Genomic DNA, 26,350 nt, shown 5'->3' on the forward strand with positions numbered 1-26,350 from the left:
CTAGGAGCGCGATGCGCATTGCAACTCCAGCTCCGCAAGCGCGGATTCGACGTCACGGAGCGCCGCGGCCCAGTCCGCGGCGACCTCGGGTCCGACCCGCCACGACATCCCCGGCGCGAACCGATCCGCGAGCTTGAGGGCGGCGTTGAGCAGCCGCCAGTCGCGGCGCGCTGGCGCCTGCCGCGCGAGCAGCGAGCAGACCGCGGCGCGCTCACGCGCGACGCCGGCGCGATCCTGCGGCGGCTCGATCTCCGCCAAGGCATCGCCGCGACGCAGCTCGACATGACGAAGCAGCCGCTCGAGCTCCTCGGCTCCCCGAGCGTCGCCCGCGGCGAGCGCCGCCTCGATGTCGGCGCACGCGCCAGCGCGCCACCGGCGCTGCTCCAGCGCCGGGCGGAGGGCGCCCTCGGCGCGCGCCGGCGCGGCGCGGGTCACCCCGGACGCAGCCCGTCGCAGCGCGGCCTCGAGGCGGCTCCGGCGCTCGCGCCCCCGGGCGGGATCATCGAGCCACACCGCGGCGGCGCGGACGCCCGCCAGCACGCGATCGCGCAGGGTCACGGCAATCCTCCGTCGATCGCGATACGCACGCTGCTCCCGTCGAGGCCCACAAGCGCCTCTCCGCTCAACCAGAGATCGTCCTGACGCAGGTGCCCAGACGGCAGCGTGAGGACACCGTTCTTGAACAACCAGTAGGGACTCCATCGATCCTTGCGGAAGCAGGCGAGCTCCCGCCAGGTGATCCCGTCGCGGCTCGCGAGGACGGCCGCCGTGTCGCGGTGAACCCCAGCGCCGCGCTCGACGACCGTGAGCGCGATGAGCACCGGACCGGGGAGCTGGGCCCCGTGCCACGCCGAGGCGGGGATCGCACAGCCCACCTCGAGGGCGAGCGTGCGTCGATCGGCGCGGCATGCATGGTTCTGCGTCACCTCGGAGTCGGTCAACCAGCACACGTGGTCCGCGGTGAAGAACAGCTGCACGGCGCGCCAGCGCTGCGTGCCGTCCCCGAACCTCTCGATCGTGCGGAACCAGTCGCGCGTTCGCCACAGGTAGCACTCGCCGTCGAGATCACCGGTGGTCACCCACGCCGCGCCGACGTCGAACGGGTCGGCGAAGATGCCATGAACATGCCGCACCGACCCCGCGGAGAACTCGTGGGCTACCTCGACGCGGTCGCCGTCAGGGGCGACCCGGTGAACGCGCACTGATCCACGGCGCTCGTTCCTCGTGTACTCGCCGAGGTACGCGGCGCCGAGAGGGTCCTCCGCGATCCCGCGGTGCAGGACGCAGTCGCCAGCGATCGCGCCCAGCGGCGCCGGATCGCGCCCCTCCTCGAGCCGGTAGATCGTCCCCGCGCGAACCCCGATGACGACGCCGCGCGACGTGCGGTACACGTTGCACTTGTCGGCGCGCGCCGCCCGGACGAGCAGGCGCTGGAAGGCCATGGCGTCACGCGGCATCGCCGCGGGAAACCGGCAAAACGGCTCGAACGCGCCGACGCCGCGGGCGCGGCGCAGCACGACGCGCCCATGGCTCGCCCAGACCGTGCCGTCGACGTCGACGTGGTGCACGGTCGAGACCGCCGGAGCCCGCTCCCGTACTGAGACCCCCAGCGCGAGGTGATCGCTGGAAGGCGTCGGGGTGATGGCGCGAGCCGGCAACATCGTCAGCGCGGCGCACGCTAGCACCCGCTCGCGCGATCCGGCAAGCCGGAGCCCGGCGCCATGGCGCACGCGCGCCGCGCTCGACGCGAGGTGCAGCCGAGGTGCCTTGACGCCGCCGCGCCGAGGCGCCCGGCTCAACCGAAGAACGAGGCGATAGCGGCCGCCACGCGTGCGACCTCGTCGCCCGTGAGCTCGGGAAAGATGGGGAGCGCGAGCGTGTCGCGCGCCGCCGCCTCTGCGACCGGAAGGGAGCCCTCCGGCGGGCCAAGGCGCGCGAAGCAGGGCTGGAGGTGGAGCGGCGCGGGATAATAGATCTCGGTGCCGATGCCCCGCTCCGCGAGCGAGCTCCGCAGCGGATCGCGCAGAGAGGCATCCTTCAGGCGAATCACATACTGATTGAACGTGCGCCCCGCAGCGCCGGCGTCCGGCAGCGCGAGGGGCAGATCTCGCCCGCCGAGCAGCGCGGCATACCGCGCGGCGTGCTCACGCCGCCGCTCGAGGAGCGCGCCGAGCCGCGGGAGCTTGCGCCGGAGGAGCGCCGCCTGGAGCGCGTCGAGCCGGAAGTTGCCGCCGACGCAGGTGTGATGGTGCTTCTTCCGAGCGCCCTGCGCCCTGAGCGTCCGGACGCGCTCCGCGAGCTCATCGTGATCGGTGGTCACGAGCCCGCCATCGCCGAAGCCGCCGAGGTTCTTGGTCGGGAAGAACGAGAAGCACCCCATGAGCCCGAGCGCCCCGGCGCGGCGGCCGCCGCGCTCGGCGCCGAACGCCTGGGCCGCGTCCTCGATGACCGGCAGGCCGCGGCCGCCCGCGATCGCGAGGAGCTCGTCCATGGGCGCGCAGCCGCCGAAGAGGTGGACGGCGAGGATCGCCCGGGTGCGCTCCGTCAGGGCGCGCGCCGCGGAGGCGGGGTCGAGGTTCAACGAATGAGGGAGCACGTCCGCGAAGACGGGCGTGGCGCCGGTGCGATGGATGGCGCCCGCGGTCGCGAAGAACGTGTAGGCGGGGCACACGACCTCGTCGCCCGCTCCGACGCCGAGCGCCATCAGCGCGACGAGCAGCGCGTCGGTGCCGGAAGAGACGCCGATCGCGTGCCGGACGCCGAGGTACGCGGCGCACTCCGACTCGAAGGCCTCGACCTCCGGACCGAGGATGTAGTGGCCGCTCCGGAGGACCGACTGGAACACGGCGGAGAGCTCGTCCTGCATGGCGAGATCGCCGCGGGCGCGATCGAAGAAGGGAACAGGCGCGGTCATCCGTCGGTGTCCTCCGCGGAGAGGGGATCGCGGTAATGGCGCGTGGCCGCGGCGCGGGGCCGGGCGAGCGGCGCGTCCTCGTCGAGGTCGAGGCAACGGACGATGTCGCCACGGCGCTCGTAGCGAAAGCCGCTCTCGGGGCAGCGCAGGAGGCCGTCGCGCGAGGCGACGAGCTTGTGACCGTGGCGGCTCATCCAGCCGGTACGCCGGGCCGGCACGCCGGTGACGAGCGCATAGTCGGGCACGTCGCGCGTGACGACGGCGCCGGCGCCGACGAACGCATGGCGCCCTATCGTGACGCCGCAGACGATGGTGGCATTGGCGCCCACGGTGGCGCCGCGACGGATGCGCGTCGTGTCGAGGAACGCGCGGCGGTCGATCGGGGCACGCGGGTTGACGACGTTGGTGAGCACCGCGGACGGGCCGAGGAACACGTCGTCCTCGACCAGGGTGCCGTCATAAAGAGACACGTTGTTCTGGATCCGGACGCCATCACCGATGACGGCGGCGCCCGCGACGAAGACGTTCTGGCCGAGGACGCAGGCGCGGCCGATCCGCGCCCCGGCCGAGACATGGCAGAAGTGCCACACCTTCGTCCCCTCGCCGATGTCGCAGGGCTCGTCGATGCACGCAGACGGGTGCGCGAAGAAGGGCTTTGCGGGCTCGCTCATGGCGCCCCGTCCACGGGGTGCGCAGGGCCCCTGGAGCCACCCTCCGGCAAGGCCCCCAGCGCGCCGCCTGCCGGAGGCACCGGCCAGATCCCCCAGGCGCCGCGCGTCGCGAGCGGCGGGCCGGCGAAATCGATGACCGGTGGCCTGACGCGCCCGATGAGGTAGGCGGCGCCCAGGCCGGCGGCGCGGTGCGCGAGCGAGGCAGGGTCCTCGAAGCTCGAGCGGACAGGCGGATCTCGGGGATCGATCGAGCGATCGGGGTGCACCCCCTCGGGACGCCCCAGGGCGGCGAGCGCCGCGAGGTGGCCATAGTCGGCGACCTCGAGGAGGACGGGCGCGGAAGGAGGCGTGAGCTCCGCGGCGGCGCGGCCGATGGCGACCTCGTCCCTCCGCGGATTGAAGTGCTCGCGGCGCAGGTGCGGGCGGAAGAAGGCGCCGAGGGCGAGCACCACCAGCAGCGCGCCGCCGAGGGCGCGCCGCGCGCCGGCCGAGGCGCCCCGGAAGGCGCGCGCCGAGAGATCTCCGACGGCGAGCGCGAGCAAGAGCAACGCGAGGAGGGTCGCTCGCTCGGGGTGGTGGGTGGGCGCGCCGTCGCGCACGAGGGCGAGCGAGAGCGCCGCGATCTGGAAGGCGGCGACGGCGCCAGGGAGCGCGTACGGACGGGCCGCACGAAGGAGCGGTGGAAGCACCGCCCCCGGCGCAGCGCCGCGGCGGGCGCGCCATGCGACGAGGGCGATGGCGATGGGCCACGCGAAGAGCTCCGGCTCCTCGCGGACCATCGCGGCAGGGTACGCGAAGAGCCGCAGCAGGGAGCCGTCGCCGCCCGGGCCGATCGCGTTGCGGTAGGAGGCGACGCGGGCCAGGAAATGCAGCGCGTCGCCGTGAGCGACGCGGTTCCATGCGATCCACGCGGCGGGCCCGGCGAGCGCGACGAGCGCGGCGAGCGCGAGCTTCGCCTGAGCGCCGCGGCTCTGGCCGAGGCGGGCGGCGGCGAGCAGCGCCATCGCCGCGAAGGCGACGGCGACGGACCAGGGTTCGTAGCGGGAGAGCGTCGCGAGCACGAGCGCGACCGCGCCAACGAGGGCGCGCCCAGCCGGGGGCGCAGGCCCGGCCGGCGGCGTGACGAGCGACGCCACAGCGAACAGCGAGAGGGCGGCGGTCGGCAGCTCGGGGACCGTCGCCACGCCGAGGCAAGCGCTCCAGGGAAAGGCGCCGGCGAGCAGCGCGCCGGCGAGCGCGGCGCGGCGGTCACCCGTGATCCAGCGGGCGGCGAGGTGGACGAGCGCGGCCGAAGCGAGGCCGAGGGCGAAGGCGATGGCGCGGGCGACCTCGAGGGTCGGCGCGAAGACGCGGAAGAGCGTGCCGGTGAGCCAGAAAGGGACAGGCAGCCAGCTCGTCCCCGTCGGGTCGAGCCGGGGCGCGTGGGCCCACGCCTGCGCGAGGACCACGCGCGCGAAGTCGTCATCGCTCACCGCCCGGAAGCCGAGCGCGAGGACCAGGGCGGAGACGACCGCCTTGGCGAGGGCGACGAGGGCAAGGTCGCGCGCGAAAGGGACGGAGGCGGCCGACGCCGCCTCCACGGACGATCTCGCGTCGAGCGCCCTACCCGCTTCCCTCCCCGGCGCGGGGGCGGGCCCTAGCACGCGAGCCTACTTTTCCTGGGATTTCTCGAACTCGCGCAGCTCGCGGTCGCCTGCCGACGAGAGGTAGGCGAGCGACACGCTCGTCGCCATGAAGACGACGGCGCAGATGGCCGTGAGGCGGGTCATGAAGTTGCCCGCGCCGCGGCCGCCGAACACCTGCGCCGTCGCGCCGCCCATGGCCGAGCCCATCCCGCCCCCGCGGCCCTGCTGGAGGAGCACGACGAGGATCAGGAACAGACAGACGAACACGTGCACGATGTTGAGGAACGTGTGAAGCATCGGCGTCTTTCAGCTGGGTGAGTCTGGACCGCGCGAGGGGCCCAAGGGGCAAGTGGGCCAGAGGGCAGGCCGGCGCTCCCGCGGCGAGACGGGAGCGGCCTGCGATCTACCCCTGTTCCGCGCGCTCCGCCAGTCGGTGAGCGGCGTCGACGATCTTGGCGAAGCCAGCGGCGTCGAGCGAAGCCCCGCCGACCAGCGCGCCGTCGATATCGTCCTGGGCGAGCAGCGCCTCGGCGTTGTCGGCCTTGACGCTGCCGCCGTAGAGGATGCGCGTGACGCCCGCGAGATCCTCCGAGGCCTTCGCGAGCAGGCCGCGGATGAACGCGTGCACCTCCTGGGCGTCCTCGGCGCGCGCGACCTTGCCCGTCCCGATCGCCCAGACCGGCTCGTAGGCGATGACGCCGAAGCCGGGCTGCTTCGCGAGCTCGTCGAGGACGGCGCGGACCTGCCGCTCGACAACGGCGAGCGTCTCACCCGCCTCGCGCTGCTCGAGCGTCTCGCCGACGCAGACGATGGGGCGCAGCTCGGCGGCCATCGCCGAGGCGACCTTCCGGGCGACCGACTCGTCGGTCTCGGCGAACAGCTGCCGCCGCTCGCTGTGCCCGAGGATCACCCAGGTCGCGCCCGCGTCCTTGAGCATGCCCGAGGAGACCTCGCCGGTGAACGCCCCGGAGACCTCGGCGCTCATGTTCTGCGCGGCGATGCCGACCTCGCTCTTCGCCTCCGCGAGCTCGTGGGCCACGGCGGCGATCGCCGTGAACGGCGGAGCGACCACCACCTCGGCCCGCGTGAGCTCGCGCGTCGCCTTGGCGACGGCCGCCGAGAGGGGACATGCGTCCTGGCCCCCGGCGTTCATCTTCCAGTTGCCGGCGATGAGCGGACGACGCGAGGCCGCCCGCGGGGCGGCGCCCGCCTCCGCGGACGTGCCCCCATCGTTCACGGGCTTCACTCGCTCACCTCGGCCGACCGGAGCGCCTCGACGCCCGGGAGACGCTTGCCCTCGATGAGCTCGAGCGAAGCGCCGCCGCCGGTCGAGATGTGATCGAAGCCCTTGGCGATGTGCTCGCCGGCCTGCTTGACCGCCGCCGCGCTGTCGCCGCCGCCGACCACCGTGAAGCCGGAGGCGCCGCTCATGATGCGCGCGACGTCGAACGTGCCCTTGGAGAAGGCCGGCGTCTCGAAGAGGCCCATCGGGCCGTTCCAGAACACCGTCTTCGCGCGCTCGATCGCCTGGCCGAACTGCTCGATCGAGCGGGGGCCGATGTCGAGCGCCATCGTGCCCTCGGGGATCGCGTCGACGGACGCGGGCTGGCCCTGCGTCGCGTCGATGCTCGAGGCGACGACGGCGTCGACGGGCAGGAGGAGCTGGATGCCCCGATCGCGCGCCTTGCTCATGATCGTGCGCGCCAGCGGGAGCTTGTCCTCCTCGATCCGGCTCTTCTGCAGGTTCTTGCCCTGCGCGGCGAGGAAGGTGTTCGCCATCGCGCCGCCGATGCACAGGGTGTCGACCACGTTGAGGAGCGCCTCGACGACGTCGATCTTGTCGGAGACCTTGGCGCCGCCGAGGACGGCGACGTAAGGCTTCTCCGGGCGATCGACGAGCCGGGTCAACGCCTTGAGCTCCTTCTGGAGGAGGAGGCCGGCGGCGCGCTCGCGCATGAGGCGCGGCAGCGCGTGCACCGACGCGTGGGCGCGGTGCACGGCGCCGAAGGCGTCGTCGACGTAGACGTCGCAGAGCTCGGCGAGCTGGCGCGCGAACCCCTCGTCGTCCTTCTCCTCCTCCTCGTGGAAGCGGAGGTTCTCGAGGAGGCAGATCTGGCCCGCCCGGAGGTCGTAGATGACCTTCTTGGGCGAGTCGCCGACACAGTCGTCCGGCAGGTGGACCTCGTAGCCCGTGAGCTCACTGAGCCGCCCCCCGCACGGCTCCAGCGAGAGCCCCTCGGTCTTGCCCGGCTTCGGGCGGCCGAGGTGCGACGCGAGGATCACCTTCGCGCCCGCCTCCATGACGAGCTTGATCGTCGGGATCGCCTCGCGGATGCGCGAGTCGTCCGTGATCTTGCCCGTCTTCTTGTCGAGCGGGACGTTGAAGTCGACGCGGATGAAGACGCGCTTGCCGCTGAGGCCGGCGGCGTCCCCTGCGGCGGCGAGGTCTTCGACGGAGCGGATTCCGGTGAGCTTCACGGCGCTAGACGCCCTTCCTCGCCACGAGCTGCGCGAGGTCGATCATGCGGTTCGAGAAGCCCCACTCGTTGTCGTACCAGGAGAAGATCTTCGCGAAGCGATCGCCGAGGACCGACGTCATGGTCGAGTCGAAGGTGCTCGACGCGGGGGAGCCGATGAAGTCGCCCGAGACGAGCTCCCGATCGGTGTAGTTGAGGACGTCCTTCATCGGCCCCTGCTCGGCGGCCTGCTTCATCGCGGCGTGGATGCTCTCCTTCGTGATCGGCTTCTCGGTCTCGAGGGTGAGGTCCACGAGCGAGACGTCGACCGTGGGGACGCGGATCGCGAGCCCGTCGAACTTGCCCTTGAGCGCCGGGATGACCTCGGACAGCGCCTTCGCGGCGCCGGTGCTCGAGGGGATCATGTTGACCGCGGCGGCGCGCGCGCGGCGCAGGTCGCCCTTGCGGTGCGGGATGTCGAGCAGGTGCTGGTCGTTCGTGTACGAGTGGACCGTCGTCATCAGGCCGCGGACGATGCCGAAGTTGTCGAGCATCACCTTGGCGATGGGGGCGAGGCAGTTCGTCGTGCAGGAGCCGCACGAGATGACCGTGTGCTTCTGCGCGTCGTAGAGCTCGTCGTTCACGCCCATCACGACCGTGAGGTCGTGGCCCTTGGCCGGCGCGCTGATGATCACGCGCTTGGCGCCCGCGTTGATGTGGCCGGCGGCCTTCGCCTTGTCCGTGAAGATGCCCGTGCACTCGAGGACGATGTCGACGCCGAGGCTCTTCCACGGCAGCTCGGCCGGATCCTTCAGCGCGAGGACCTCGATCTTCCGATCGCCGATGCTGATGTGCTTGTCGCCGTGACCGACCTTCGCCGCCTTGAACTCGCGGTGGATCGAGTCGTACTGGAAGAGGTGGGCGAGCGTCGCCGGATCCGTCAGGTCGTTGATGGCGACCAGCTCGATATCCTTCACGCCGCGCTCGTAAAGCGCGCGGACAATGCAGCGTCCGATGCGCCCAAAACCGTTAATTGCGATCTTCGTCGCCATCACGAACTCCTGGGAAAGTGGCCGGCGCGAGTCGTAGTCACCTCGCGCGCGACGGTCAAGCAAAGCCTCAGCCGCGGGGCGCCGGCGACGTGGAGCGCCGGCGGCGGCGGGGCCGCGGCCGGCTGGCCGGAGCGGCGCCTCGCCGGGAGGGCTTTCGGTCGGTATTTGGGGTGGTTTCGGCCTGTGGGAAGGGGCGCGCCGGCGCGCTCGGGCGCTGTCGCGCCGGGATCTGTCAGGCCGGCGTCAGGCGCGGCCGCGGATCAGACGCCGAGCTCCCGGAGGAGCTTCTCCTTGCTCGCGACGCCGGTGTACGAGCCCGCCTTCTCGCCGCCCCGGAACAGGATGCACGTCGGAACGGCGCGGACGTTGTATTTCTGGGCGAGCTTGGGCGCCGCGTCGATGTCGAGCTTGCCGACCTTCAGCGTGCCCTGGGACTCCGCGGCGATCGTGGCGACGATCGGCGCGAGCTGCTTGCAGGGCCCGCACCAGGTGGCCGTGAAGTCCACGAGCACCGGGATCGGGGAGTTGATGACCTCGGACTCGAAATTCTCGTTGGTGAGGGTGACGACGTGCTCGCCTGCCATGATTGTCTCCGTCGGTGCCGCGCTGTTCATGTTCGGGGCCGCGCCTGTGCTGCGCGGGGCGCGCCCCGTGAGTTGACCGAGGCCGCGCCGGCCTATCGGCCCGATGCAGAGCGGACCGCCCTGTCGGGAAAGGAAAGTACCCGGCGCGCACGCCTCCGGCAACCCACAAGGCGCTCGCGGCGCCCCCGCGGAACCTTCCGCCTGCTCCGTCGTTTTGGTAGATCGCCCGGCGCCGGAGCGCCCGTGCTGGCCGACGCAGCGGAGGCCTGAGCGCGAGCGGACGCCCGCGGACCTGGCGCGCGACGCTGCACGGCGCGCACGACCCCGCGTGCGAGCGCCCGCTCGCGCAGCGCCGAGCCAGGATGGCCCCCCGAACCCTCATCATCACGCCGACGTACAACGAGCGAGACAACCTCGCCGAGTTCGTAAGCTCCGTCCTCGCGGCGGCCCCGGAGGCGCACGTGCTCGTCGTCGACGACGCGTCGCCCGACGGGACAGGCGCGCTCGGCGACGAGCTCGCCGCGCGCGACGGGCGCGTCCGCGTGCTCCACCGGGCGGCGAAGCGCGGGCTCGGCACGGCCTACCTGGAGGGCTTCCAGCGCGCCCTGGACGGCGGCTACGACGTCGCGTTCGAGATGGACGCCGACCTCTCGCACGACCCGCGCCACCTGCCGGCGTTCCTCGACGCGATCGCGCAAGGCGCCGACGTCGTGCTCGGCTCGCGCAACATGCCGGGTGGCGGCGTCGAGGGCTGGGGCCTCGGGCGGCACGTGCTCTCGAAGGGCGGCTCCCTCTACGCGCGGACCATCCTGGGCGTCGGCATCCGCGACCTCACGACCGGCTACAAGGCGTTCACGCGGCGCGCGCTCCTCTCGCTCGATCTCGGCAGCGTGCGCTCGAACGGCTATGCGTTCCAGATCGAGACGACCTACCGCGCGCTGCGCAAAGGGCTGCGCGTGGTCGAGGTGCCGATCGTGTTCGTCGACCGCCGCGCAGGCCGCTCGAAGATGAGCCGCCGGATCTTCGCCGAGGCGATCGTCGAGGTCTTCCGCCTGAAGCTCGACGCCGCGCGCGGTCGCATCTGATCGCGCGGCCCCGCCGGAGCGCGAGCGCGCGCTGCGCTCAGCGCTCCCCCGGGCGAGGCGGCCGCGAGGCGGCGTGCCTGCGGCCCGGCTCGTCGAGCTCCTCGTCGAGCTCCTCGTCCAGCGCGACGTCGCCGTCGTGGATGCGCGATCGACCGGGGGCCTCCTGCTCCTCGAAGCGCACGCGCGCCGCTGCGGCCTGGCCGCGCTGGGCCGCGTCCTCCGGCGCCGGGCGCCCGCGGACGACGCGTGTGGCGCGGCGCAGCGCGAGATCGGCGACCCGCCCGGCCCTGCGCACGTTCGGCGCGGCCTTCTCGCGCAGCACGCGGCCGAACACCAGGGACAGCAGCGTCAGCACCGTCGGGACGATCACCCCGAGCGCGACGCCGACGGCGATGCGCGCGACGGTGAGGCCGAACAGCGCGGCGACGAGCGGCAGGCCCACAAGGCCGCGATCGAGCGACGGGCGCCCCTCGTGCCGGCGCGCGCGCCGCTCCTCCTTGCGCGCGCGCTTCTCTTCCTTGCGCGTGCGCCGCTCCTCCTTGCGCGCCCCGCGCTCCCCGGAGCCCTCCGCGGGCTCGCCAGCGCGCGCCGTCTCGGGGCGCGCGCCGCCCGCTCCGAGCCCCGAAAGGAGCGGTGCGATGCGCGCGGCGCGGCGGTCCGGGTCGGGCTCCAGCATCGCGGAGAGCGCCCGGACGAGGCGAGGATCGGCTCGATCGCCGAGGGCAGCGGGCACGTCGATCGCGAGCCCTCGGTGCGGCAGGTTCTCCGGCTCCTCGCCGGTGAGCAGGCAGAGCGCGGTCGCGCCGACCGCATAGACGTCCGACGCGGGCAGCGCGCGGCCCTGGAACTGCTCCGGCGCCATGTACCCGAACGTGCCGACCACGGTGCTCCCGCCCTCGGGACGCATGCGATCGCGGACCGCGCCGAAGTCGACGATCGCGAAGGAGCCGTCGGGCCGGCGGATCACGTTGTTCGGCTTGATGTCGCGGTGGATGACCGGCGGCGCGCGGCCGTGCAGGTAGTCGAGCACGCCCGAGGCGTCCCGCAGGAAGCGGAGGATGTCGTCCCGCCCGAGCACCGCGCGGCGACGGCGCATCGCGCCCAGGCTCTCGCCCTCGATCTTCTCCATCACCAGGAAGAGCGCTCCGTCCTCCTCGAAATGATCGAGGTAGCCTGGCAGGCTCGGGTGCGAGAGCGACGCGAGCACCCGGGCCTCGCGCTCGGCGAGCTCCACGCTCTTCCAGCTCGAGGCGCCGCGGATCTGGAACCGCTTGATCGCGACGAGCTTGCCGAGCCGCTTGTCGACGGCCTCGAGCGTGTGCCCCTGAGCCCCTTCGCCGAGGGCGCGCGTGATCACGTAGCGGCCGTCGCGCAACGCCTGGCTCGGCTCGGCACCCATCGAGGGAGCGAGAGTACACCGCCCGGGCAACGACACCAGGTCGAAGCCGCGCCTGGGCGCCCGCGAGCGCGCGCGAACGTCCGGACGTCCGGACGCCCGCCGACGCGCGGCCCGCGCCATCCGCTCTGCTAGAGTCGCGAGCGATGTCGCTGATCCTCGCCGTGCTCGGGCTGTTCACCGCGCTCTACCTGCTGTCGGGGCTGCGGCAGATCAACCAGTGGGAGGCCGCGCTGCGCTTCACGCTCGGCAAGCTGACCGGCCGCGTATCCCCCGGGGTGACGCTGTTCCTCCCGGGGATCCAGGAGCTGCGGCGCATCGACACGCGGATGAAGAACCGCGATCTCCTCCAGCAGATGGTGATCACCCGCGACAACGTGACCACGATGGTCGACGCGGTCGTCTATTACCGCGTCGTCGATCCGGAGAAGGCCACGCTGGCCGTCGAGAACTACGAGAACGCGATGAAGGATCGCGCGAAGGTCGTGCTGCGCGACGTGGTGGGCGAGACGCGGCTCGACGAGCTGCTCGCGCACCGCGAGGAGGTCGCCGCCAAGGTGCGCGCGCAGGTCGAGGCGGTGGCGGCCGCGTGGGGCCTGCACGTGGAGATGATCGGCCTCCAGGACATCGCGCTGCCGCCCCAGATGCAGGAGGTGCTCGCGAAGGGCGCGATCGCCGAGCGCGATCGGCGCTATGTGGTCATCAAGAGCGAGGCCGACGTGGAGAGCGCGAAGAACTTCGCGGAGGCGGCGGGCATCCTCGCGCGCTCGCCCGGGGCGATGGAGCTGCGCCGCTTCGAGGCGCTGGCGAACCTGAGCCAGGGCAACACCAAGGTGATCTTCGACCTCGCGAAGCCGTACGACGACGTGCGGCACGCGGCGGTCGCGATGGCCGAGGCGGCGGCGACCGAGGCGAAGCCCGCGCGCGTCCAGCAGGGGCAACGCGCGGTCGACGCCGAGGCGCAGCGCGAGGCCGAGGCGGCCCTCGAAGAGGAGGCCGCGCTCGAGGAGCAGCGGACGGCGCGGCGCGGGCGCATGGGCGGGGCGTGATCCCGGCGCTGACCGCGCTCAAGGCCGCGGTCGCGGCGCTGCTCGAGGCGCGCGGCGAGCGCGGGCTCTCCGCCCTCGTCGCCGGCGGGGAGCTCGCGCTCGCCGCCCCGCCCCAGCGGTGGACGCTGGGGTCGCGCGAGGTGAGCGCGTCGCGCCTCTCGCTGGCCGTCGACGCGCCCGAGTTCGCGGCGCTCACCGCGGATCCGAGCCGCCTCGCGGCGGTGAAGGAGGCGTTCGCGAGCGCGGTCCGCACGCCGGAGACGGAGCTCGCCGATCTGTCGCTGGTGCTGCGCCTGCCCGGCGTCGGGCGCGGGTGGAGCCAGATCTACCGGGAGGCCGCCCTCCCGGCGGCGCCGGAGCGGCCGGCTCCGGACGCGGTGCTCGGCGGCGCGGCGGCCCTGCTCGAGGCGTCGGGCGACGCGCGGGGCGCGGCGATGCTCCGCCGCGCGCGGCTCGAGGCAGCGCAGGTCTCGAGCGGGGGCGCCGCGCTGGTGCGCTGCGTGGTGCGGCTCGAGCCAGCGGATCGCGCGGCGCTCGACCGCGACGGCGAGCGCGCGGAGCGGCTGCGGCGGGCGGTGCGCGACGCGGGGACGAGCGCCTCCGAGGCGATCGCGTCCGTGGAGCTCGCCACGGCGCTCTACCCGCTCGGCGGAGCGGCGGCGCCGGAGGCCCGGCTCGCGCGGGCGCTCGCGGCGCGCGGCGCGGTGGCGGTGACCATCCGCCGCGGTGACGGGCCGGAGGGCGAAGGCGTGGAGCTCGCGGTCGTGGCGTCCGGCGAGCTCATGCGCGTCCGGATCACGGCGGCCTCGGAGCGCGAGCAAGGCGGCTGGAGAGCCGAGGGGATCCGCGCGATCACCGTCACAGCCGGGGACCTCGCGACGCCGGAGCGGACGGAGGAGCTCGCCGCGCTGCTCTGCGGCGGCGGCGGCGAGCTCCCGTGACGCGCAGCGGTCAGCCCCGCGCCAGCAGGCCGGGCGTCGCGGCGCCGGCGCCGGGCGTCGCAGCGCCGTTGCGCGCGGGGGGGTTCTCCGGGCGGGTCATGCTCCGGATCGCATGCTGGAGCGCAGCGCGGAGGTCACGCTGCGTGTTGAGCTGCAGGGCGTCTGAAGTAACATTCATCATACGATCACTCTCCCTGGAGCTCAGAAGGGCAGCAGGGTATCGCGCGCGACGAGCCCCTGCGCTCACCGCTCGGCGAGCCACGCCGGATACCCCTTCGATTCAACGGACGTGAGGCCGAGGTCGGGCACCTCCACGAACGCCGCGCGGCCCACGGCATAAAGCGCTTCGAGCAGGGTCGCTGGCGGACCGAACGCTTCGAGGCCCAGCGACCACGCCGCCGGAGCAGCCGCGCTCTCGCCTTCCCCCACGGCGACGCGCGTCAGCTCGACAGCACACCCGGCTCCGGGGTGCGCGCCGTCCATCACCTCGACGGCGCGTCCGCCCACCAGCCCGAACACCCTCACCCGGCGCTCCTTGGTGAGGGTCATCCACCCGCTGTCATCGGCGTCCGTCGACGAGAGGGTGAGCTTCGTCCACCGCTCCAGCTCACCCAGCACCGTGGGAGAGAGATGGATGGATCCGAGGGCGCAGACCCGACACTTGACCTCCAGGCCCTTCGGCCGCCCGCCGCGCTTCTTGATCCCGAGATCGGCGCGCCGGAGACACCGGTAGCGGTCATGCCGGGGCGCTTCGGAGAACACACGCGAGAACCACGACACGAGCCGCGTCGCCCGAGCGTCGTCCGCAGGTAGAAACCAGCGGACTTCGATGCTCTCCCGGATGTCCATGACGTCCTCCCGGCCGCGCGCTGGCGGCGCGTCCGCACCCCCGCCTCCATGATGCCAGAAACGGGGGCACGTGTGCCGCCGGCGCGACGAAGGTAGGATCTCAGGTCGGGCTGCCTTCCACCGGAGCACGCACGGCTGTAGGCGGGCGAGCGCCTCTGCGCGCGCCGCAGCGCGTCTCCGGCTCAGGCCCTCGACGACGCCCGGAATGAGTCGGACACGACCTTCTTTGCAAAGTCGATGATCGGCTCCCTGGGGACGTTCTGGATCGCGTACTTGACCGCGTAGCCGCCGGCGAGGACGGTGAGCTGGCGCAGGATCTTCGAGCTGGCGAGCACGCCAATCGCAAACGCCGCTCCGCCGATCGCGATCGGGACGATGTACGGGACGTCCTTGACCTTGGTCTGGATGTCCTTGGCGAACTTCAGCAGCATGTCGAGGCTCACCGCGCCCTCGCCGCCCTGCGTCTGCGGCGCGCCAGGCTCGTGCGAGCCGGACTCCTGCGAGCCGCCCTCGTAAATCCCGTTCTTGTACCCGCCCGAAGTGTACTGGTCGTTACTGATGCTCATAGCGCTCTACCTCGTCCTGAGATGATCAGCCACGGAAGTGGCGTTAGCTCCCGGCGCCATGCGAAGCACATACCAGCAGCAAGCGCCGGGGCGGCCGACGCGCAGCCACGCGTGAGCCCGCGCGGCTCGCGCGGCAGCGGGCGAGCCGCTTGCGCCAGCGGCGAGGGCGCCCGCAGGCGAGGGCGCCCTCGTGCGATGAGGCAACTTGGCCGGGCGTGGCAAATGATCCCACCTCGATCGGCGGCTCACCCGATATCGTCGCATCGGAGGAGAGGCTGTCTGCACAAACCTCGAATGCGGCGAGCTGCGCCCACGCTCACGGAGGCGACGCTCGTGCTCGATCGGTACCGCTGACCAGCGCTCGGAGCGAGCTGGGAGCGCCGGTTGCACGCGGCGCCTCCGAGACCGACGCGCGCGCGACGCGCTTGCTCCCGGCACACCCGTTGCGTGAGTTGCCTCACCCATGTCGCTCATAACGGTGCTGTTCGGCCGGCTCATCTGCCCGATGCACCGGAGACCGCCTGATCGTCGTGCGCGGCCGCGCCGGCCCGAGGCCACCGGCCGCCGCGGCAGCGCCGCCTCCCGGAGGCGCGCCGCGGGTGGCCGTCGAGCGTAGGGCCGGGCCAGCGGAGCCGGGCCCGGCGCCTCACCACCACGAGCGCTGGCGGGCGAGCGAGACGATCGCGGCCGAGAGCTTGCGCGGGTCGTGGCGAATCAGCTTGCCGCCGAACAGCAGGTCGGCAGGGACGAGGAGGTCGGAGGCGAGCGGTTTGTCCGGCGAGGTCACGACCGGCTCGGAGCCGGCGGAGGCGTACTCCTCGAGGCCCTCGGAGGGCCAGACGTCGTTGACCAGCACCGCGTCGAGCCTGGCCTCGCCGAGGTACATGGCGATGGTCCCCACGAAGTCCTCGACCGTGTAGCCGGGGGTCTCGTTGGGCTTCGTCATCAGGTTGCACACGAACATCGCGCGGGCGCGGCTCGCCGCGATGGCCTCTCGCACGCCCTTGACCAGGAGGTTCGGCACGAGGCTCGTGTAGAGATCTCCCGGCCCGAGGATGATGAGATCGGCCTCCGCGATCGCGTCGAGCGCCGCTGGATACGCCTGGGCCTCGGGATCCAGATAGACCGAGAGCACCGGCGCATCGAGCATGTCGGAGAGGTTGTCAATCGATGCTTCGCCGCGGATGGTCCGGTCGTTCTCGAGGTGCATCACGAGATCGACGTGATCCATCGTGACCGGGAGGACGCGGTTCTTGACGGAGAAGATCTCGTGCAGGCGCTCGACCGTGAGGGGGAGCGAGCCTGTGATCTCTTGCACCGCGGTGAATATCAGGTTGCGCAGGGTGTGCCCACCGAGGCTCCCCGAGCGGAAGCGGTGGCCGAGCAGCTCCTTCAGCGCTTCCGGGTGCTCGGACAGGGCGACGAGGCAACGCGTGAAGTCGCCCGGCGGGAGGAGTCCGTACTCGTCCCGGAGCCTCCCGGAGCTCCCGCCCGAATCCATCATGGTCACGATCGCGGTGATGCGGACGCTCAGGTCACGCAGGCCGGTGAGGAGCGTGTAATGGCCCGTCCCCCCTCCCACGGTCACGATCTTCGGCGTCGCCATGGGGGAGCAGGCTACCATGCGGACGAGCGGGGCCGATACCGACCGTCAGGCCGCCGAGATCTCGACGCGCGGCTGCGGCGCGCACTTCGCGAGGCGGCGCGACGCGACGGCGTGGTACGTGGGCGCGATCTCGGCGCTGTAGCAGCGCCTCCCTGCGGTGAAGGCCGCCACCGCGACCGAGCAGAGCCCCCCGAATGGCTCCCAGACGACATCGCCTGGATCGGACGATGCGCGGATGATGCGATCGAGCAGCTTGAGGGGCTTCTGGTTGCCGTGGATCGACCGGGTGTCCTCCTTGAAGCGTTCGGGGCCGCGGACCGCCGGCTCCTGCCAGACGTTGGTCACGCCGACCTCGCAATGGAATTTGGCTCTCAGGGTAGCCCACTCCTCGCCCGTCAACGGCCGCTTGCCATCGACCGAGAAGTAGGGTCGCCCCTCGGGGCGGCCGTGCGCGTTCGCGAAGGCGGCGATCTGCTCGAACGCCGAGGCCGGGGGGTAATACCAGAGGTGGCAGCGGGTGAAGTACTTCCTCGTGGCCGCGTTCTTCACGCCGCACGCCTCGTTCGTCTGGCGCAGGGGGAGGCCCGAGCGCTCCCATTCATGCCGCAGCCAGGTCTTGAGGGGCAGCCGCACGCCGGCGCTCTCCAGGAAGACCTTGCGCACGTACTGCACGCACACCTCGCTCACCACGGGGAACTTGCGCAGCGTCCGGGTGTTCGCGTTGCCCGCGATGTGGGCGATTCCCTTGTCCCAGACGTGGCAGGTCCGGTACTCCCAGCCGTGCTGCTCGAGCAGCGGGTGCACCGTCGCCCACCCGATCTCCGTCGCCCAGAACCAGAGGGTGGCGGACGGCAAGGCGCGCTCCGACCAGACGGCGACGTGGGGCGCGTACCACGCGGCGAGCCCGTCGTGCGTCGGGGGATCGCCGGGAAAACCGGAGACGCCATAAGCACCGTCGGAGACAATCACGGTGGGTCTCGGCCAGGAGGCGTAGTGCTCCAGCGCGTCGCCGAGCGTCAGGGTGGGGTGGAGGGTGGTCGATGCGCGCTTCACGGGGGACACGCGGCCATCCAATCGAACTGCGCGGATCTGTCAACAAAACGGCGGAGCTCGGCCCCGGCGAGCTGCCTGGACCCGCGCGCGACGCGGCGCGGGCGGGGCGCGCTCCGTCAGCGCCTCGGGCACTCGCCGAGCGCGAGCCCCAAGCGCCCGGGATCGGCCGATCCGTACGACATCGCCGCCCTCCAGTCGACGTGGGGCGCAACGTCGGTCGCGTCGTGGGACGCAACGTCGGTCGCGTCGGCCGCCGGGGGGCAACGTCGGTCGCGTCGGCCGTCGTCGGAAGCAACGTCGGTCGCGACGGCCGGCCGCGCCCTCTCCGTACCGGCCGTGATCCCCGCGCCACCGCCACGCCGCCCCTGCGGTGGGCATCGACGCGCGGATCTACGAAGACGTGCACGGAGGTCGCCGCGAGGAGACAGCCTGTGGAAATGAGGGGAACACTATCCGCGCAGGATCGCGCACGGCCCGTGTGACGCCTTCGTGCCGGTGATTGAAGAGATCGTTCGTTCGGCGTATGTTCGGTGGCTTGGTGCGCAACTTCGCTTTGCCGGCGCTCCGCGGCGATGCCCGCGACGAGGCCGACACCGGTGTGACCAGCCTACGCGGGGCCATCGATTCCACACGGGAGGAAATCATGAATGCATTGAAGCGCATGAGCTCGAGAGCCGCTGTTCGCGCGCTCCCGGGCGTCGTTCTGGCCGGGGTGAGCCTGCTCGCGCCGCGCCCGGCAGAGGGCCAGACGGCCGGAGAGCCGGGCCATTTGTACTGGGCCGACACACTCGTGACCCACATCGCACCGGTGAACAACGAATACGGAAGCGGCACGACCTATGTTTATTGGGCCGGCGTCGGAGGAGCCCCCGATTATCGGAGCCGCAGCCTGTGCGCGTCGTTCGTCACGAACGTCCTCAAGCAGGCGTATCAGCTGTCCGTCTACGACATCAACACATGGTTCGGCAGCATGAGCCCGAACGCCTCGCTGTACCACGACAGGATCATCGAGGAGGTCGGGTTCGAGCAGATCGTGACGGTGAGCGAGATCGAGGCCGGCGATATCGTCGCGATCGAGTATCCGGCGGGGAGCACGGCGAGCGGGCACGTCGCCATCGCGGCAGGCGCTGCAGTGCCACGCGTGGCGACCTATCCGTTCGTCACGGGGACGATACAGTACTCGCTCCTCGTCCTAGACTCGAGCACCACGGGCCACGGGACAACCGACACCCGGCGCAACGCGGACGGCTCCTGGCACGCGGGTGTTGGCAGGGGTGTCATGCGCCTCTATGCCAACAGCAACGGGACGATCGTGGGACACGCCTGGAGCACGCAATCGGGATCGACCTACTATGGGACGCAGGTGCGCGATATCGTCGTCGGCCGGATCACGGAGCCGTATATCGAGCTTCCCCTACCGTTGTAGCGACGCGCACGGACCGCCCGCGCTTCCTCGACCACCAGGCCGGCTCACGCAATCCCGGCGCCCTTGACGTGTAGCTTCACACGAAAACGAGGTACGCGTTCATGCGCGCGAACGGAGGGCGTCTGCCGCTTACTCGCCCTCGTCGAGCAGCCCAGGTGGCGCGTCGGCATTTCGACCGTTCCTTTTACGACACGAGCGGATCATCGTTCACGGCCACCCCATGGAATACGCGCATCCACCACGTCTCTGCCGGAAACACCGCGCTGCGCAGCCCTGCACGCCATCGTTGAAGCGCCTCGCGGTACGCTCGGTACGCTGCGCGGAATGCCCGGACAGCGGCAACCGCGGTCCTTCGTGCGTCTGCATGTCCCCTCCCCACCGCAAACGTTGGATTGAGGCCGCGGGGCGCCTCGAAGCTCGTCGCGCGAGCGTCGGGCGACACCGCGCATGCGCGCTCGGGGCCGAGGAAACCACGGCCAGTTCGATGCATCGCGGCGTGCGCCTCGGCTTCCTTCCGCTCCAGCTCCGCCGCCACCTCGCGCCGGAAGGCGTCCGCGTCATCATCCGCCACAGCTGGCGGAAGCGAGATCGCAATGGCGGCGTCCTCGGGCCATGCGGGATTGCCCGAAGCAAAGTAGACGTCAGGACGCCTCGCCCGCAGCTCGCCGCGGCCGATTTCGTTGACGAGCACCTTCGCTCCCGGCCATTCCTTCGCACGTCGCACCAACCCCGCCTCCACCGGGTTCGCCAGTGAATATGAAATCTTCTCCACCACAGCTGTCCGCGTCAAGAGGCGAACAACGCTGGTCGCTTCGTGGCCCCAGACCGGCCCCTCCCAGGTTCGGAGCACCTTGGTCCCCAGCGCCACGAGGCGATGAAACAGCTGCAGGAATCGCGGAAGCACGCCTTCGACGTCAGTGACGACGATGTGCAGGTGCGTGGACATGGCGCACAACGCATGCAGGCGAACGCCGTAGCGCCTGGCCGAAACCGCGAGTGCATAGGTGATCAGCTGAGTAATCGCGGCGTCCGGTCGGAAGAGGAGGTGTCGCCGCAACGCGCGTCGCGTGAGGAGATAGGTGGCGCCTGCAACGATAGCGCGAGGCTGGCTCATGGCTGCCGACTATGCCAAACGCGTGCCGGGGCTTGTAGCCAATGATTTCGCATACTTGAATCTTCGAGATCCTGGCGGATCCCGTTTTCCGCCGGCGCCCGCCATGGCCTTTGCCTGGGACCGCCTCGTAGACAACACGTATCGGGTCTCACCACCAAGGCAACGTCGGTCAGACACGCCGGGCCGGCAAACCGGCAACGTCGGTCAGGTCGACAGTCAACGGCAACGTCGGTCAGCCCCGCAACGTCGGTCAGCCCCGCATCGGTCAGCCCCGCAGTCAGCCCGGCACGGGCCCAACAGGGGCCTCCGTTTCCGGTTGACATCTGGCACGGCGCATGGATCAACCACATTGCGCGCGTTCATGGTTGTCGACCTCGTGCGATGCTCTCGCCCGCCATGCTGCTGGAGAACTCCCATGCACCGACCCCTCCTCGCCCAAGGCCTCGTGCTGTCGCTCTCGCCGTTCGGGTGCTCTACTAGCCCGGAAATTCCTGAAGCGTACGGCGTGGCGGTCATGACCGTGAACGGGGAGAGCTTGGTGCTTGACACGGGGGATAGCGGCAAGCTGCCTGTCGCCGGATTCGACGACAGCTGGGACGTTGACTGCTCCCGCCTCAATGGCGAAACCAATCTGGAGCTGGTGGATCACTCGAAGGACAGGAGGGGCTTCTACTACCTCGATCTCCATCTGCTCGGCAGCAAGCGCAAGGGCGGCGACGCTGCTGTCGTGAACATGCGAATGTACGTCGACGATGCGCTTTTCTATGGCTCTTGCCACGCGACGCTCTGGACATCGTCCGAGGACTCGCACGAATGCAGGTTCTCTTTCGCTGACTGTGGCCTGAACTTGCTCGGCGCTGCCCAGGACGTTGTCCCAGCGCGCCTCGAGTTCGCGTCATTCCACTTGAAATGGTGCTTCGTCCCCTGAGGGGGCGGGGCGCGATATGTCCGAGGACAGCTCCTCCGCGGCGCGTCGTGGCGCAAAATGACCGACGCCGCTCCACAGGGCGTCCCCACAGAGCGCGAGGCGCTCGCACCGGGCGCGACGTCGGGCACGGCGTGCCGCAATGAGGCTTGGAGGAGCGCCCCGAAGCAGCTCTGGCCGGCGCGCCGGCCCGCAGGTACACCTCGATCCATGGTCGATGCGTCTCCCCGGCGGAGGTTCAGCGCCGCGTTCGCTCGGTGGTCTCACCGCGTCCGGCGGCGGCTCGCGCTCGATCTGGTCCTCACCGGCGCCGCCGCTGGGATGATGCTCGGCGCGGTAGGCGCGGCGGTCGCCTGGCACATGCGGCAAGGCGCGCTGCGCCCCTGGATGGCCGCGGGCGGCCTGCTCGGCGCCGTGGCCGGCGCAGCGGTGGCGCGCCGGCGCCGGTGGAATGACCCGAACGTCGCGTTGTTTCTCGACGGCAAGCTCGGCTCCGCCGAGTCGGTCTCCACGGCCGTTGAGCTCGCAGCAGCCGAGGACGCGGTGGACGGCGCGCCCCGTGCCATCGCATCCGCGGCCCGCGAGGTGGTGTTCGCCCATGCGACCGCGGCCCTCGATGCCGCAACCGCCCGGCAGGTCCGCGCGCCCCTGGGGCGACGCTGGCATGCCGGAGCGCCCCTCGCGGCAGCGGCCATTGGCTATCTCAGCTGGCTTCCCCTGCCACCAGCGCCCGCGGCAGCAGCGCCCCCACCCGGGGCCGAACAGGTGCGCCTCGCCGAGATCGCCGGCCTCGGGCGGGTGGTCCAGCTTTCCGAGATCGACGCTCGGGACGCAGAGCAACACGATCGGCTGAAAAAGCTCTCGGACGACGCGAAGAGGCTCCGCGAAAAGCTGAAGAGCGGCGTCGAGCGCCGCGAAGCGCAGGCCGAGCTCGGCAGGCTCCGCGACGCGATCACGGCCGAGCGGCTATCGCTCGGCGAGGGCGAGCAGCGTCATGGGATGGAGTCGGCGCTCGGCAAGCTCGGAGAAGACCCCCAGCTGAAGCGGGCTGCGAAGGCGCTCGGCGATCGCGACCTCGTGGCGTTCGACGAGGAGATGGCGCGGCTCGCGAACAAGCTCGAACGGGATGACCGCGAACGGGCCAGGAAGGCGCTCGAGGAGGCCGCCGAAGCCGCCAAGAAGGCCGGCGCCCCCGGCGTGGCGAAGGCGCTCGAGGACCAGCGCAAGCTGCTGGATCAGCGCGGCAAGCAGGCCGACGCGTTGAGGGAGCTGGCGGAGGCGCTCGGCGACGGGCTCGGCGACGAGGGGCGCGACGCGCTCCGCGAGCTCGCCCGGACCGGCAGCGACCGCGACGCGCGGCGGCTTGCTGGCAGCCTCGAGAAGGCGCTCGAAAAATTGAGCCCCGAGGAGCGCAAGCGGCTCGCCGGCCGCTTGAAGCAGCGGATGGCGCAGTCCCCCGAGAGCGCGCTCGGAGAGCCCATGTCGAAGGAGCAGATGCGCGAGCTCGCACGGCAGATCGAGACGCCGGACGGACAGCAGCAGCTCGAGGAGCAGCTGCGCCAGATGGCCCAGGAGGGGAGCCCGAGCAGCGAGGAATCGAAGCGCCAACGAGCGCTCGACGATGCACAGCGCGGGGCGGGCGAGGCCGAGGGGCAGCTCGGGGGGACGCCGCTCCCGGTGCCGATCGCAGGCGGGTCAGGCCAACCGGGGTTGGGCGGCCAGGAGCGCGGACAGGGCGGGCAGCAGGGCTCGTCCGGGGGCGGGGCCGGCAAGCAGGGGTCGGCGCAGCCAGGTCACTCGGAGGGCGGCGGCTCGGGCAGCCACGAAGGGCAGACCGGCGCGATCGCCGGGGGTGAGCTGCGCTCACAGGCCAGCGCGAGGCTCAACCCGGGTAGGCCGATGCCGGGGATCGTGACGGGCCGAGCAGCCGGGCGCGCCGGAGACACCGCCAACGTGCGCGGCGAGAGCGCGCTCGGTGTCGTGGGTCCCCAGGAGGTCGGCGGTGTCGAGCGCAGCGATGTCCCCGAGGAGTACCGCGAGCAGGTAGGCCGTTACTTCCAGCCGCGCTGAGTCCGGGGACGGGACGTGGAGCGCGCAGCGCCCACCGGCCTAGAAGCTCGCGCCCAGCAGCAGGCCGTTCGCCTCCGCGCTCACGAAGGGCGCGGCATACAGCCGGGGGAGCCCGGCCTTCGTGACCGGCGTGCGGCTCGACGTGGAGAACGCGTACAAGGCCGTCCCCGCGAGCACCACGCCGCCGCCGAGGAAGCTCCAGAACGAGACGTTGGCGAGCGTGGTCTGGGCGTCGCGCAGGTCGGTGCGCCTCTCGCTGCCGAACGGCTCCGTCGCTGCGGACTCGCCCTTTGCCGTGGAGAGGATCGCGAAGGTCACGCCCGACGCGAGCCCGAGCAGCCCGACGGCCCCGCCCGCGACCACCAGCGGAATGTTCGGGCCCGAATCCAGGCTGAGAGCGATGCTCTGGTCCGAGCCCCTCGCCACGAGCAGCGACGTCGACGTCCTGGCGCCAGCGCGGCGTGCCTCGATCCTGCGCTTGCCGGGATCGACGAACACCTGGGTGTCGAGGGGCGAATGCCCGACGACCTTGCCGTCGACGAGCACCTCGGCATTGTCGACGTTCACGCTGATGCGAAGCGCGCCGACCTGCGATCTGGCGACGGCGAGGCGCTTCTGCAGGAAGCTCTTCTTCTCTGCCTTCTCGCCGAGCGGAAAGATATTGAGCGCGTACAGGAGGTGCTCGGCCGCCTCGCGGGGCTGGTTCACCTCCAGCTCGACGTTCCCGAGGTTGCCGGCCACGTCAAAGCTCTGCTGGAGATCCCACGCCGCCTGATAACGCGCCTCGGCCTCGGCGAATCGCGCTTCATCGTAGAACCTGTTCCCCTCCCGGTAGAGCTGCGCGGCGCGCTCACCCGCGCGCGACGTCGCAGGCGGGGCGTCGGTCGGAGAGTTCGGCATCAGCCGAGCCTCGCCGGCCGCGCTCGCGACGCTCGGCCCCAGAAGAACCGCCGCGCACGGGAGGAGTAGAGACAGGTATTTCAAGAATGGCTTTCGCATGGTGGCTGGCGGGAGGAATGCAATCCGGAGAGGCGACGCCTCAGGGGAACGGACGCGGGGGAGCGGTCGTCCCCGGGGGCGTTGTGGGCGACGCAGAGGGCGCGGACGGCGGGACCGAGGGTGGGATCGGAGGGCTCACAGCCGAGTCGTAGAAGTCGTCCACCGCCGTCGAAGGCTTGACCGGGCGCCGCACCTGCACAGCAGGGCGCGGTGATGACGGACGGGCGGCGACCGTGGCCGTGGAGTGAGCGGGCGGCGAGCTCGGCTCCGCCGTGGGCGACGCTGTCGGAAGCTCGGGCGCGGCGGGAACGGGTCGCTCTGCGGTGGGCGGCGGCTCGATCGCCACCGGGGGCGGAGGCTCGGGCTGCGCGCTCGGGGTGGGCGTCGCGAGCCCAGCGGGATCGGGCGTGGGAGCGCGGCCGCCCTCGGCCAGCGCAGGATCCTGCTCGTTCGTCGGATTGGCGGCGCGCCACAGCACCCAGAAGCCTGCGACCGTCGCGCTCCCCAGGAACACGAGCAACGCGAAGAGCGCCAGCGGGGCCCGGCGGCGGCGCGCCGCGAGCACCGCCGCGGCGGCCGCTGCGGTCACCGCGGTGTCATCGGACCGCGCCGCGGTTGGCTGCAGCCCCGCTCGAGGCGCGCCGGCTGCTGGCGGGGGAGCGGCCGCGGCAATCGGCCGCTGCTTCCGGGACGACTGCCCGCGCGAGCCGGACGACTCGTCTTCGGGCGGCGGCCAGACGCCGCTGCCCACACCGACGCGGGCCGTGCGGACGCCACCGGGACGCGCGCCGCCCTGCCCATCGGGAGCACCGGTCGGGGGGCCCGGCAACCCCTGCACAGGGATCCTGCGCATCGTCGGCCGGTTCCGTTCGTCGACGCCCTTCAACAGCGACGGCGCTACCTGGATCTTCTGCTGATCTATCGCCTGGTGCTCTCGGTTCGGAGGCAGCGTGACCGGAGGAACGTACACCTGCTTGTCGCTCGGCCCCGCCTCGCGATCCTGGCGGCGCCGCGGCCTGGGCTCGCCCCACTGCACCATCCGCTCCGCGGGCGGCGCTGCGGGGCCGGTGTTCCCTTCCTCAGGTCTGCGGCGCGGCTCCTGCGTAAGCGCTCGCTGTTGCGCCGGTGAGGGGTGCTCTTGCGATGCAAAATTCGGCGTGTCGTACCCGCGCGGCGGCTGCTGCGGCAGCGTCGGTTGCTGCGGCGCGGCGTCGCCCGCAGCGCCCTGAGCCGCCGGCTGCCCTGGCGAGCTCTTGTTCGCGTTCCTGTTGGTCATGCCTGCCCCTCTCGCCACGCGCAAAAGGCGCGCTGCTGCCCCACGTGAGCAGCAGCGCATCGAGCCCCCGGTACAAGACGCCGCGCTGTCATGGGCGCGCTCCCGAGGTGATCTGCCTCGACCGCTGCACCGCAGACGGCGTGGCGGGTGCCGCGGCAGCGCTCCGACGAGCCCGGGGGCGGCGGAGGCCAGCGTCGAACATGCGCTGGTCTGCGCACGGTACCTCGGAGCTCGCTCGGGGACAGGGCCACGGCATGGACCCGAAGATACTCCACCCGGCCGCCACCACCACGCACCCAAGCGTCACCACCCCCTCCGGAGCGATGCCAAGGCCGCTCCATGGCAGGGCGCGGGCATCGGGAGCCGCCGCCGTCACGGACGTGACGGCGGCGGCTCCCAATGCCCGAAGGCGCCGATGTCGCGGACCATGACGTCGCGCAAGGCGCGGCTCCGCGGGTCGACGGCGCGCAAAGTTGACCCTGGCCACCTTCTTGCTTCCTCACCGAACCACGCGCGTGTTGTCCAACACTGCGCTGCCCCAATTCCCGCGTGCCACGACATCGATTTTTTGCACCCATCCAGCATCCACGGTCCACGACGGTCCGCACCCGACGGTCCGCACCCAGGTTGAGCTGCCGAGCTGCCTTCTGGCCCGCACCCAGGTTGAGCTGCCTTGCCTTGCCTCGTGGCCCG

25 protein-coding genes are annotated in these 26,350 nt (G+C 71.7%); 6 read left to right on the forward strand and 19 right to left on the reverse strand.

Going from position 1 to position 26,350, the window contains the following annotated elements; translation table 11 throughout:
• The 10 genes from WME97_RS39095 to trxA form a co-directional block, all read right to left on the reverse strand.
• Positions 1-558, reverse strand: coding sequence for a hypothetical protein (locus WME97_RS39095; RefSeq protein WP_437545269.1), 558 nt, complete (start codon positions 556-558; stop codon positions 1-3).
• Positions 555-1,661 (reverse strand): hypothetical protein, encoded by a 1,107-nt coding sequence (locus WME97_RS39100; RefSeq protein ID WP_437545271.1) that lies wholly within the window; start codon positions 1,659-1,661, stop codon positions 555-557. The genes WME97_RS39095 and WME97_RS39100 overlap by 4 nt, the downstream gene beginning before the upstream one ends.
• 134 nt (positions 1,662-1,795) lie before the next feature.
• Positions 1,796-2,914, reverse strand: a complete 1,119-nt coding sequence (locus WME97_RS39105) for a DegT/DnrJ/EryC1/StrS family aminotransferase (RefSeq protein ID WP_437545273.1) — start codon at positions 2,912-2,914, stop codon at positions 1,796-1,798.
• On the reverse strand, positions 2,911-3,585 hold the full coding sequence (locus tag WME97_RS39110; protein ID WP_437545274.1) for an acyltransferase: 675 nt from the start codon (positions 3,583-3,585) through the stop codon (positions 2,911-2,913). Before WME97_RS39110 ends, WME97_RS39105 begins: the two co-directional genes overlap by 4 nt.
• Entirely contained in the window at positions 3,582-5,165 is a 1,584-nt protein-coding gene (locus tag WME97_RS39115; RefSeq protein ID WP_437545276.1) for a hypothetical protein, read from the reverse strand. Before WME97_RS39115 ends, WME97_RS39110 begins: the two co-directional genes overlap by 4 nt.
• A 69-nt stretch (positions 5,166-5,234) precedes the next feature.
• The gene (gene secG, locus WME97_RS39120; protein ID WP_437545278.1) at positions 5,235-5,507 is read right to left on the reverse strand and encodes a preprotein translocase subunit SecG; all 273 of its coding nucleotides are present in this window, start codon (positions 5,505-5,507) and stop codon (positions 5,235-5,237) included.
• A 106-nt stretch (positions 5,508-5,613) separates the two neighbouring features.
• Positions 5,614-6,447 (reverse strand): triose-phosphate isomerase, encoded by an 834-nt coding sequence (gene tpiA, locus WME97_RS39125; protein WP_012239956.1) that lies wholly within the window; start codon positions 6,445-6,447, stop codon positions 5,614-5,616.
• Positions 6,448-6,452: 5 nt separating this feature from the next.
• Positions 6,453-7,688 (reverse strand): phosphoglycerate kinase, encoded by a 1,236-nt coding sequence (locus WME97_RS39130; protein WP_437545280.1) that lies wholly within the window; start codon positions 7,686-7,688, stop codon positions 6,453-6,455.
• Between the two features lie 4 nt (positions 7,689-7,692).
• The gene (gene gap / locus WME97_RS39135) at positions 7,693-8,718 is read right to left on the reverse strand and encodes a type I glyceraldehyde-3-phosphate dehydrogenase (protein ID WP_437545282.1); all 1,026 of its coding nucleotides are present in this window, start codon (positions 8,716-8,718) and stop codon (positions 7,693-7,695) included.
• A 260-nt stretch (positions 8,719-8,978) separates the two neighbouring features.
• Positions 8,979-9,302 (reverse strand): thioredoxin, encoded by a 324-nt coding sequence (trxA, locus tag WME97_RS39140; RefSeq protein ID WP_437545284.1) that lies wholly within the window; start codon positions 9,300-9,302, stop codon positions 8,979-8,981.
• A gap of 362 nt (positions 9,303-9,664) precedes the next feature.
• On the opposite strand from trxA, the gene WME97_RS39145 reads away from it, so the two are divergent.
• Entirely contained in the window at positions 9,665-10,387 is a 723-nt protein-coding gene (locus WME97_RS39145; RefSeq protein WP_437545286.1) for a polyprenol monophosphomannose synthase, read from the forward strand.
• 37 nt (positions 10,388-10,424) lie between these two features.
• Here the strand turns inward: WME97_RS39145 and WME97_RS39150 are convergent, their stop codons facing one another.
• A complete protein-coding gene (locus WME97_RS39150; RefSeq protein ID WP_437545288.1) occupies positions 10,425-11,786 on the reverse strand; it encodes a serine/threonine protein kinase in 1,362 nt (453 codons plus the stop codon).
• Between the two features lie 143 nt (positions 11,787-11,929).
• Between WME97_RS39150 and WME97_RS39155 the strand changes: the two genes are divergently transcribed.
• Both WME97_RS39155 and WME97_RS39160 read left to right on the forward strand, forming a co-directional pair.
• Positions 11,930-12,832: an SPFH domain-containing protein gene (locus WME97_RS39155; RefSeq protein WP_437545290.1), complete on the forward strand. Its 903-nt coding sequence runs from the start codon at positions 11,930-11,932 to the stop codon at positions 12,830-12,832.
• Positions 12,829-13,773 carry a hypothetical protein gene (locus WME97_RS39160; protein WP_437545291.1) on the forward strand — a complete coding sequence of 315 codons (945 nt, stop codon included), beginning with the start codon at positions 12,829-12,831 and terminating at the stop codon, positions 13,771-13,773. The genes WME97_RS39155 and WME97_RS39160 overlap by 4 nt, the downstream gene beginning before the upstream one ends.
• 10 nt (positions 13,774-13,783) lie before the next feature.
• Here WME97_RS39160 and WME97_RS39165 read toward each other — a convergent pair whose 3' ends face one another.
• From WME97_RS39165 to WME97_RS39185, 5 genes are all read right to left on the reverse strand, one after another.
• Positions 13,784-13,954: a hypothetical protein gene (locus WME97_RS39165; RefSeq protein ID WP_437545293.1), complete on the reverse strand. Its 171-nt coding sequence runs from the start codon at positions 13,952-13,954 to the stop codon at positions 13,784-13,786.
• Between the two features lie 62 nt (positions 13,955-14,016).
• Complete coding sequence (locus WME97_RS39170; protein WP_437545295.1) at positions 14,017-14,622, reverse strand: hypothetical protein; 606 nt, start codon at positions 14,620-14,622, stop codon at positions 14,017-14,019.
• A gap of 182 nt (positions 14,623-14,804) precedes the next feature.
• Positions 14,805-15,188 (reverse strand): hypothetical protein, encoded by a 384-nt coding sequence (locus WME97_RS39175; protein ID WP_437545297.1) that lies wholly within the window; start codon positions 15,186-15,188, stop codon positions 14,805-14,807.
• A 646-nt stretch (positions 15,189-15,834) separates the two neighbouring features.
• Positions 15,835-16,794 carry a gluconeogenesis factor YvcK family protein gene (locus WME97_RS39180; protein WP_437545299.1) on the reverse strand — a complete coding sequence of 320 codons (960 nt, stop codon included), beginning with the start codon at positions 16,792-16,794 and terminating at the stop codon, positions 15,835-15,837.
• Between the two features lie 45 nt (positions 16,795-16,839).
• Positions 16,840-17,598, reverse strand: coding sequence for a DNA methyltransferase (locus WME97_RS39185; protein ID WP_437555578.1), 759 nt, complete (start codon positions 17,596-17,598; stop codon positions 16,840-16,842).
• Between the two features lie 787 nt (positions 17,599-18,385).
• Here WME97_RS39185 and WME97_RS39190 point away from each other — a divergent pair.
• On the forward strand, positions 18,386-19,273 hold the full coding sequence (locus tag WME97_RS39190) for a hypothetical protein (protein WP_437545301.1): 888 nt from the start codon (positions 18,386-18,388) through the stop codon (positions 19,271-19,273).
• A gap of 184 nt (positions 19,274-19,457) precedes the next feature.
• Here the strand turns inward: WME97_RS39190 and WME97_RS39195 are convergent, their stop codons facing one another.
• The gene (locus WME97_RS39195) at positions 19,458-20,387 is read right to left on the reverse strand and encodes a transposase (protein WP_437545303.1); all 930 of its coding nucleotides are present in this window, start codon (positions 20,385-20,387) and stop codon (positions 19,458-19,460) included.
• A 415-nt stretch (positions 20,388-20,802) separates the two neighbouring features.
• Between WME97_RS39195 and WME97_RS39200 the strand changes: the two genes are divergently transcribed.
• Positions 20,803-21,315, forward strand: coding sequence for a hypothetical protein (locus WME97_RS39200; protein ID WP_437545305.1), 513 nt, complete (start codon positions 20,803-20,805; stop codon positions 21,313-21,315).
• A gap of 207 nt (positions 21,316-21,522) precedes the next feature.
• Entirely contained in the window at positions 21,523-23,382 is a 1,860-nt protein-coding gene (locus WME97_RS39205; protein WP_437545307.1) for a hypothetical protein, read from the forward strand.
• Positions 23,383-23,421: 39 nt separating this feature from the next.
• Here WME97_RS39205 and WME97_RS39210 read toward each other — a convergent pair whose 3' ends face one another.
• Complete coding sequence (locus WME97_RS39210; protein WP_437545308.1) at positions 23,422-24,282, reverse strand: hypothetical protein; 861 nt, start codon at positions 24,280-24,282, stop codon at positions 23,422-23,424.
• A 139-nt stretch (positions 24,283-24,421) separates the two neighbouring features.
• Entirely contained in the window at positions 24,422-25,657 is a 1,236-nt protein-coding gene (locus tag WME97_RS39215) for a hypothetical protein (RefSeq protein ID WP_437545310.1), read from the reverse strand.
• Between the last annotated feature and the right edge of the window lie 693 nt (positions 25,658-26,350).

The sequence above is a fragment of the Sorangium sp. So ce367 genome (assembly GCF_051520455.1).
Lineage (GTDB): Bacteria > Myxococcota_A > Polyangia > Polyangiales > Polyangiaceae > Sorangium > Sorangium cellulosum_B.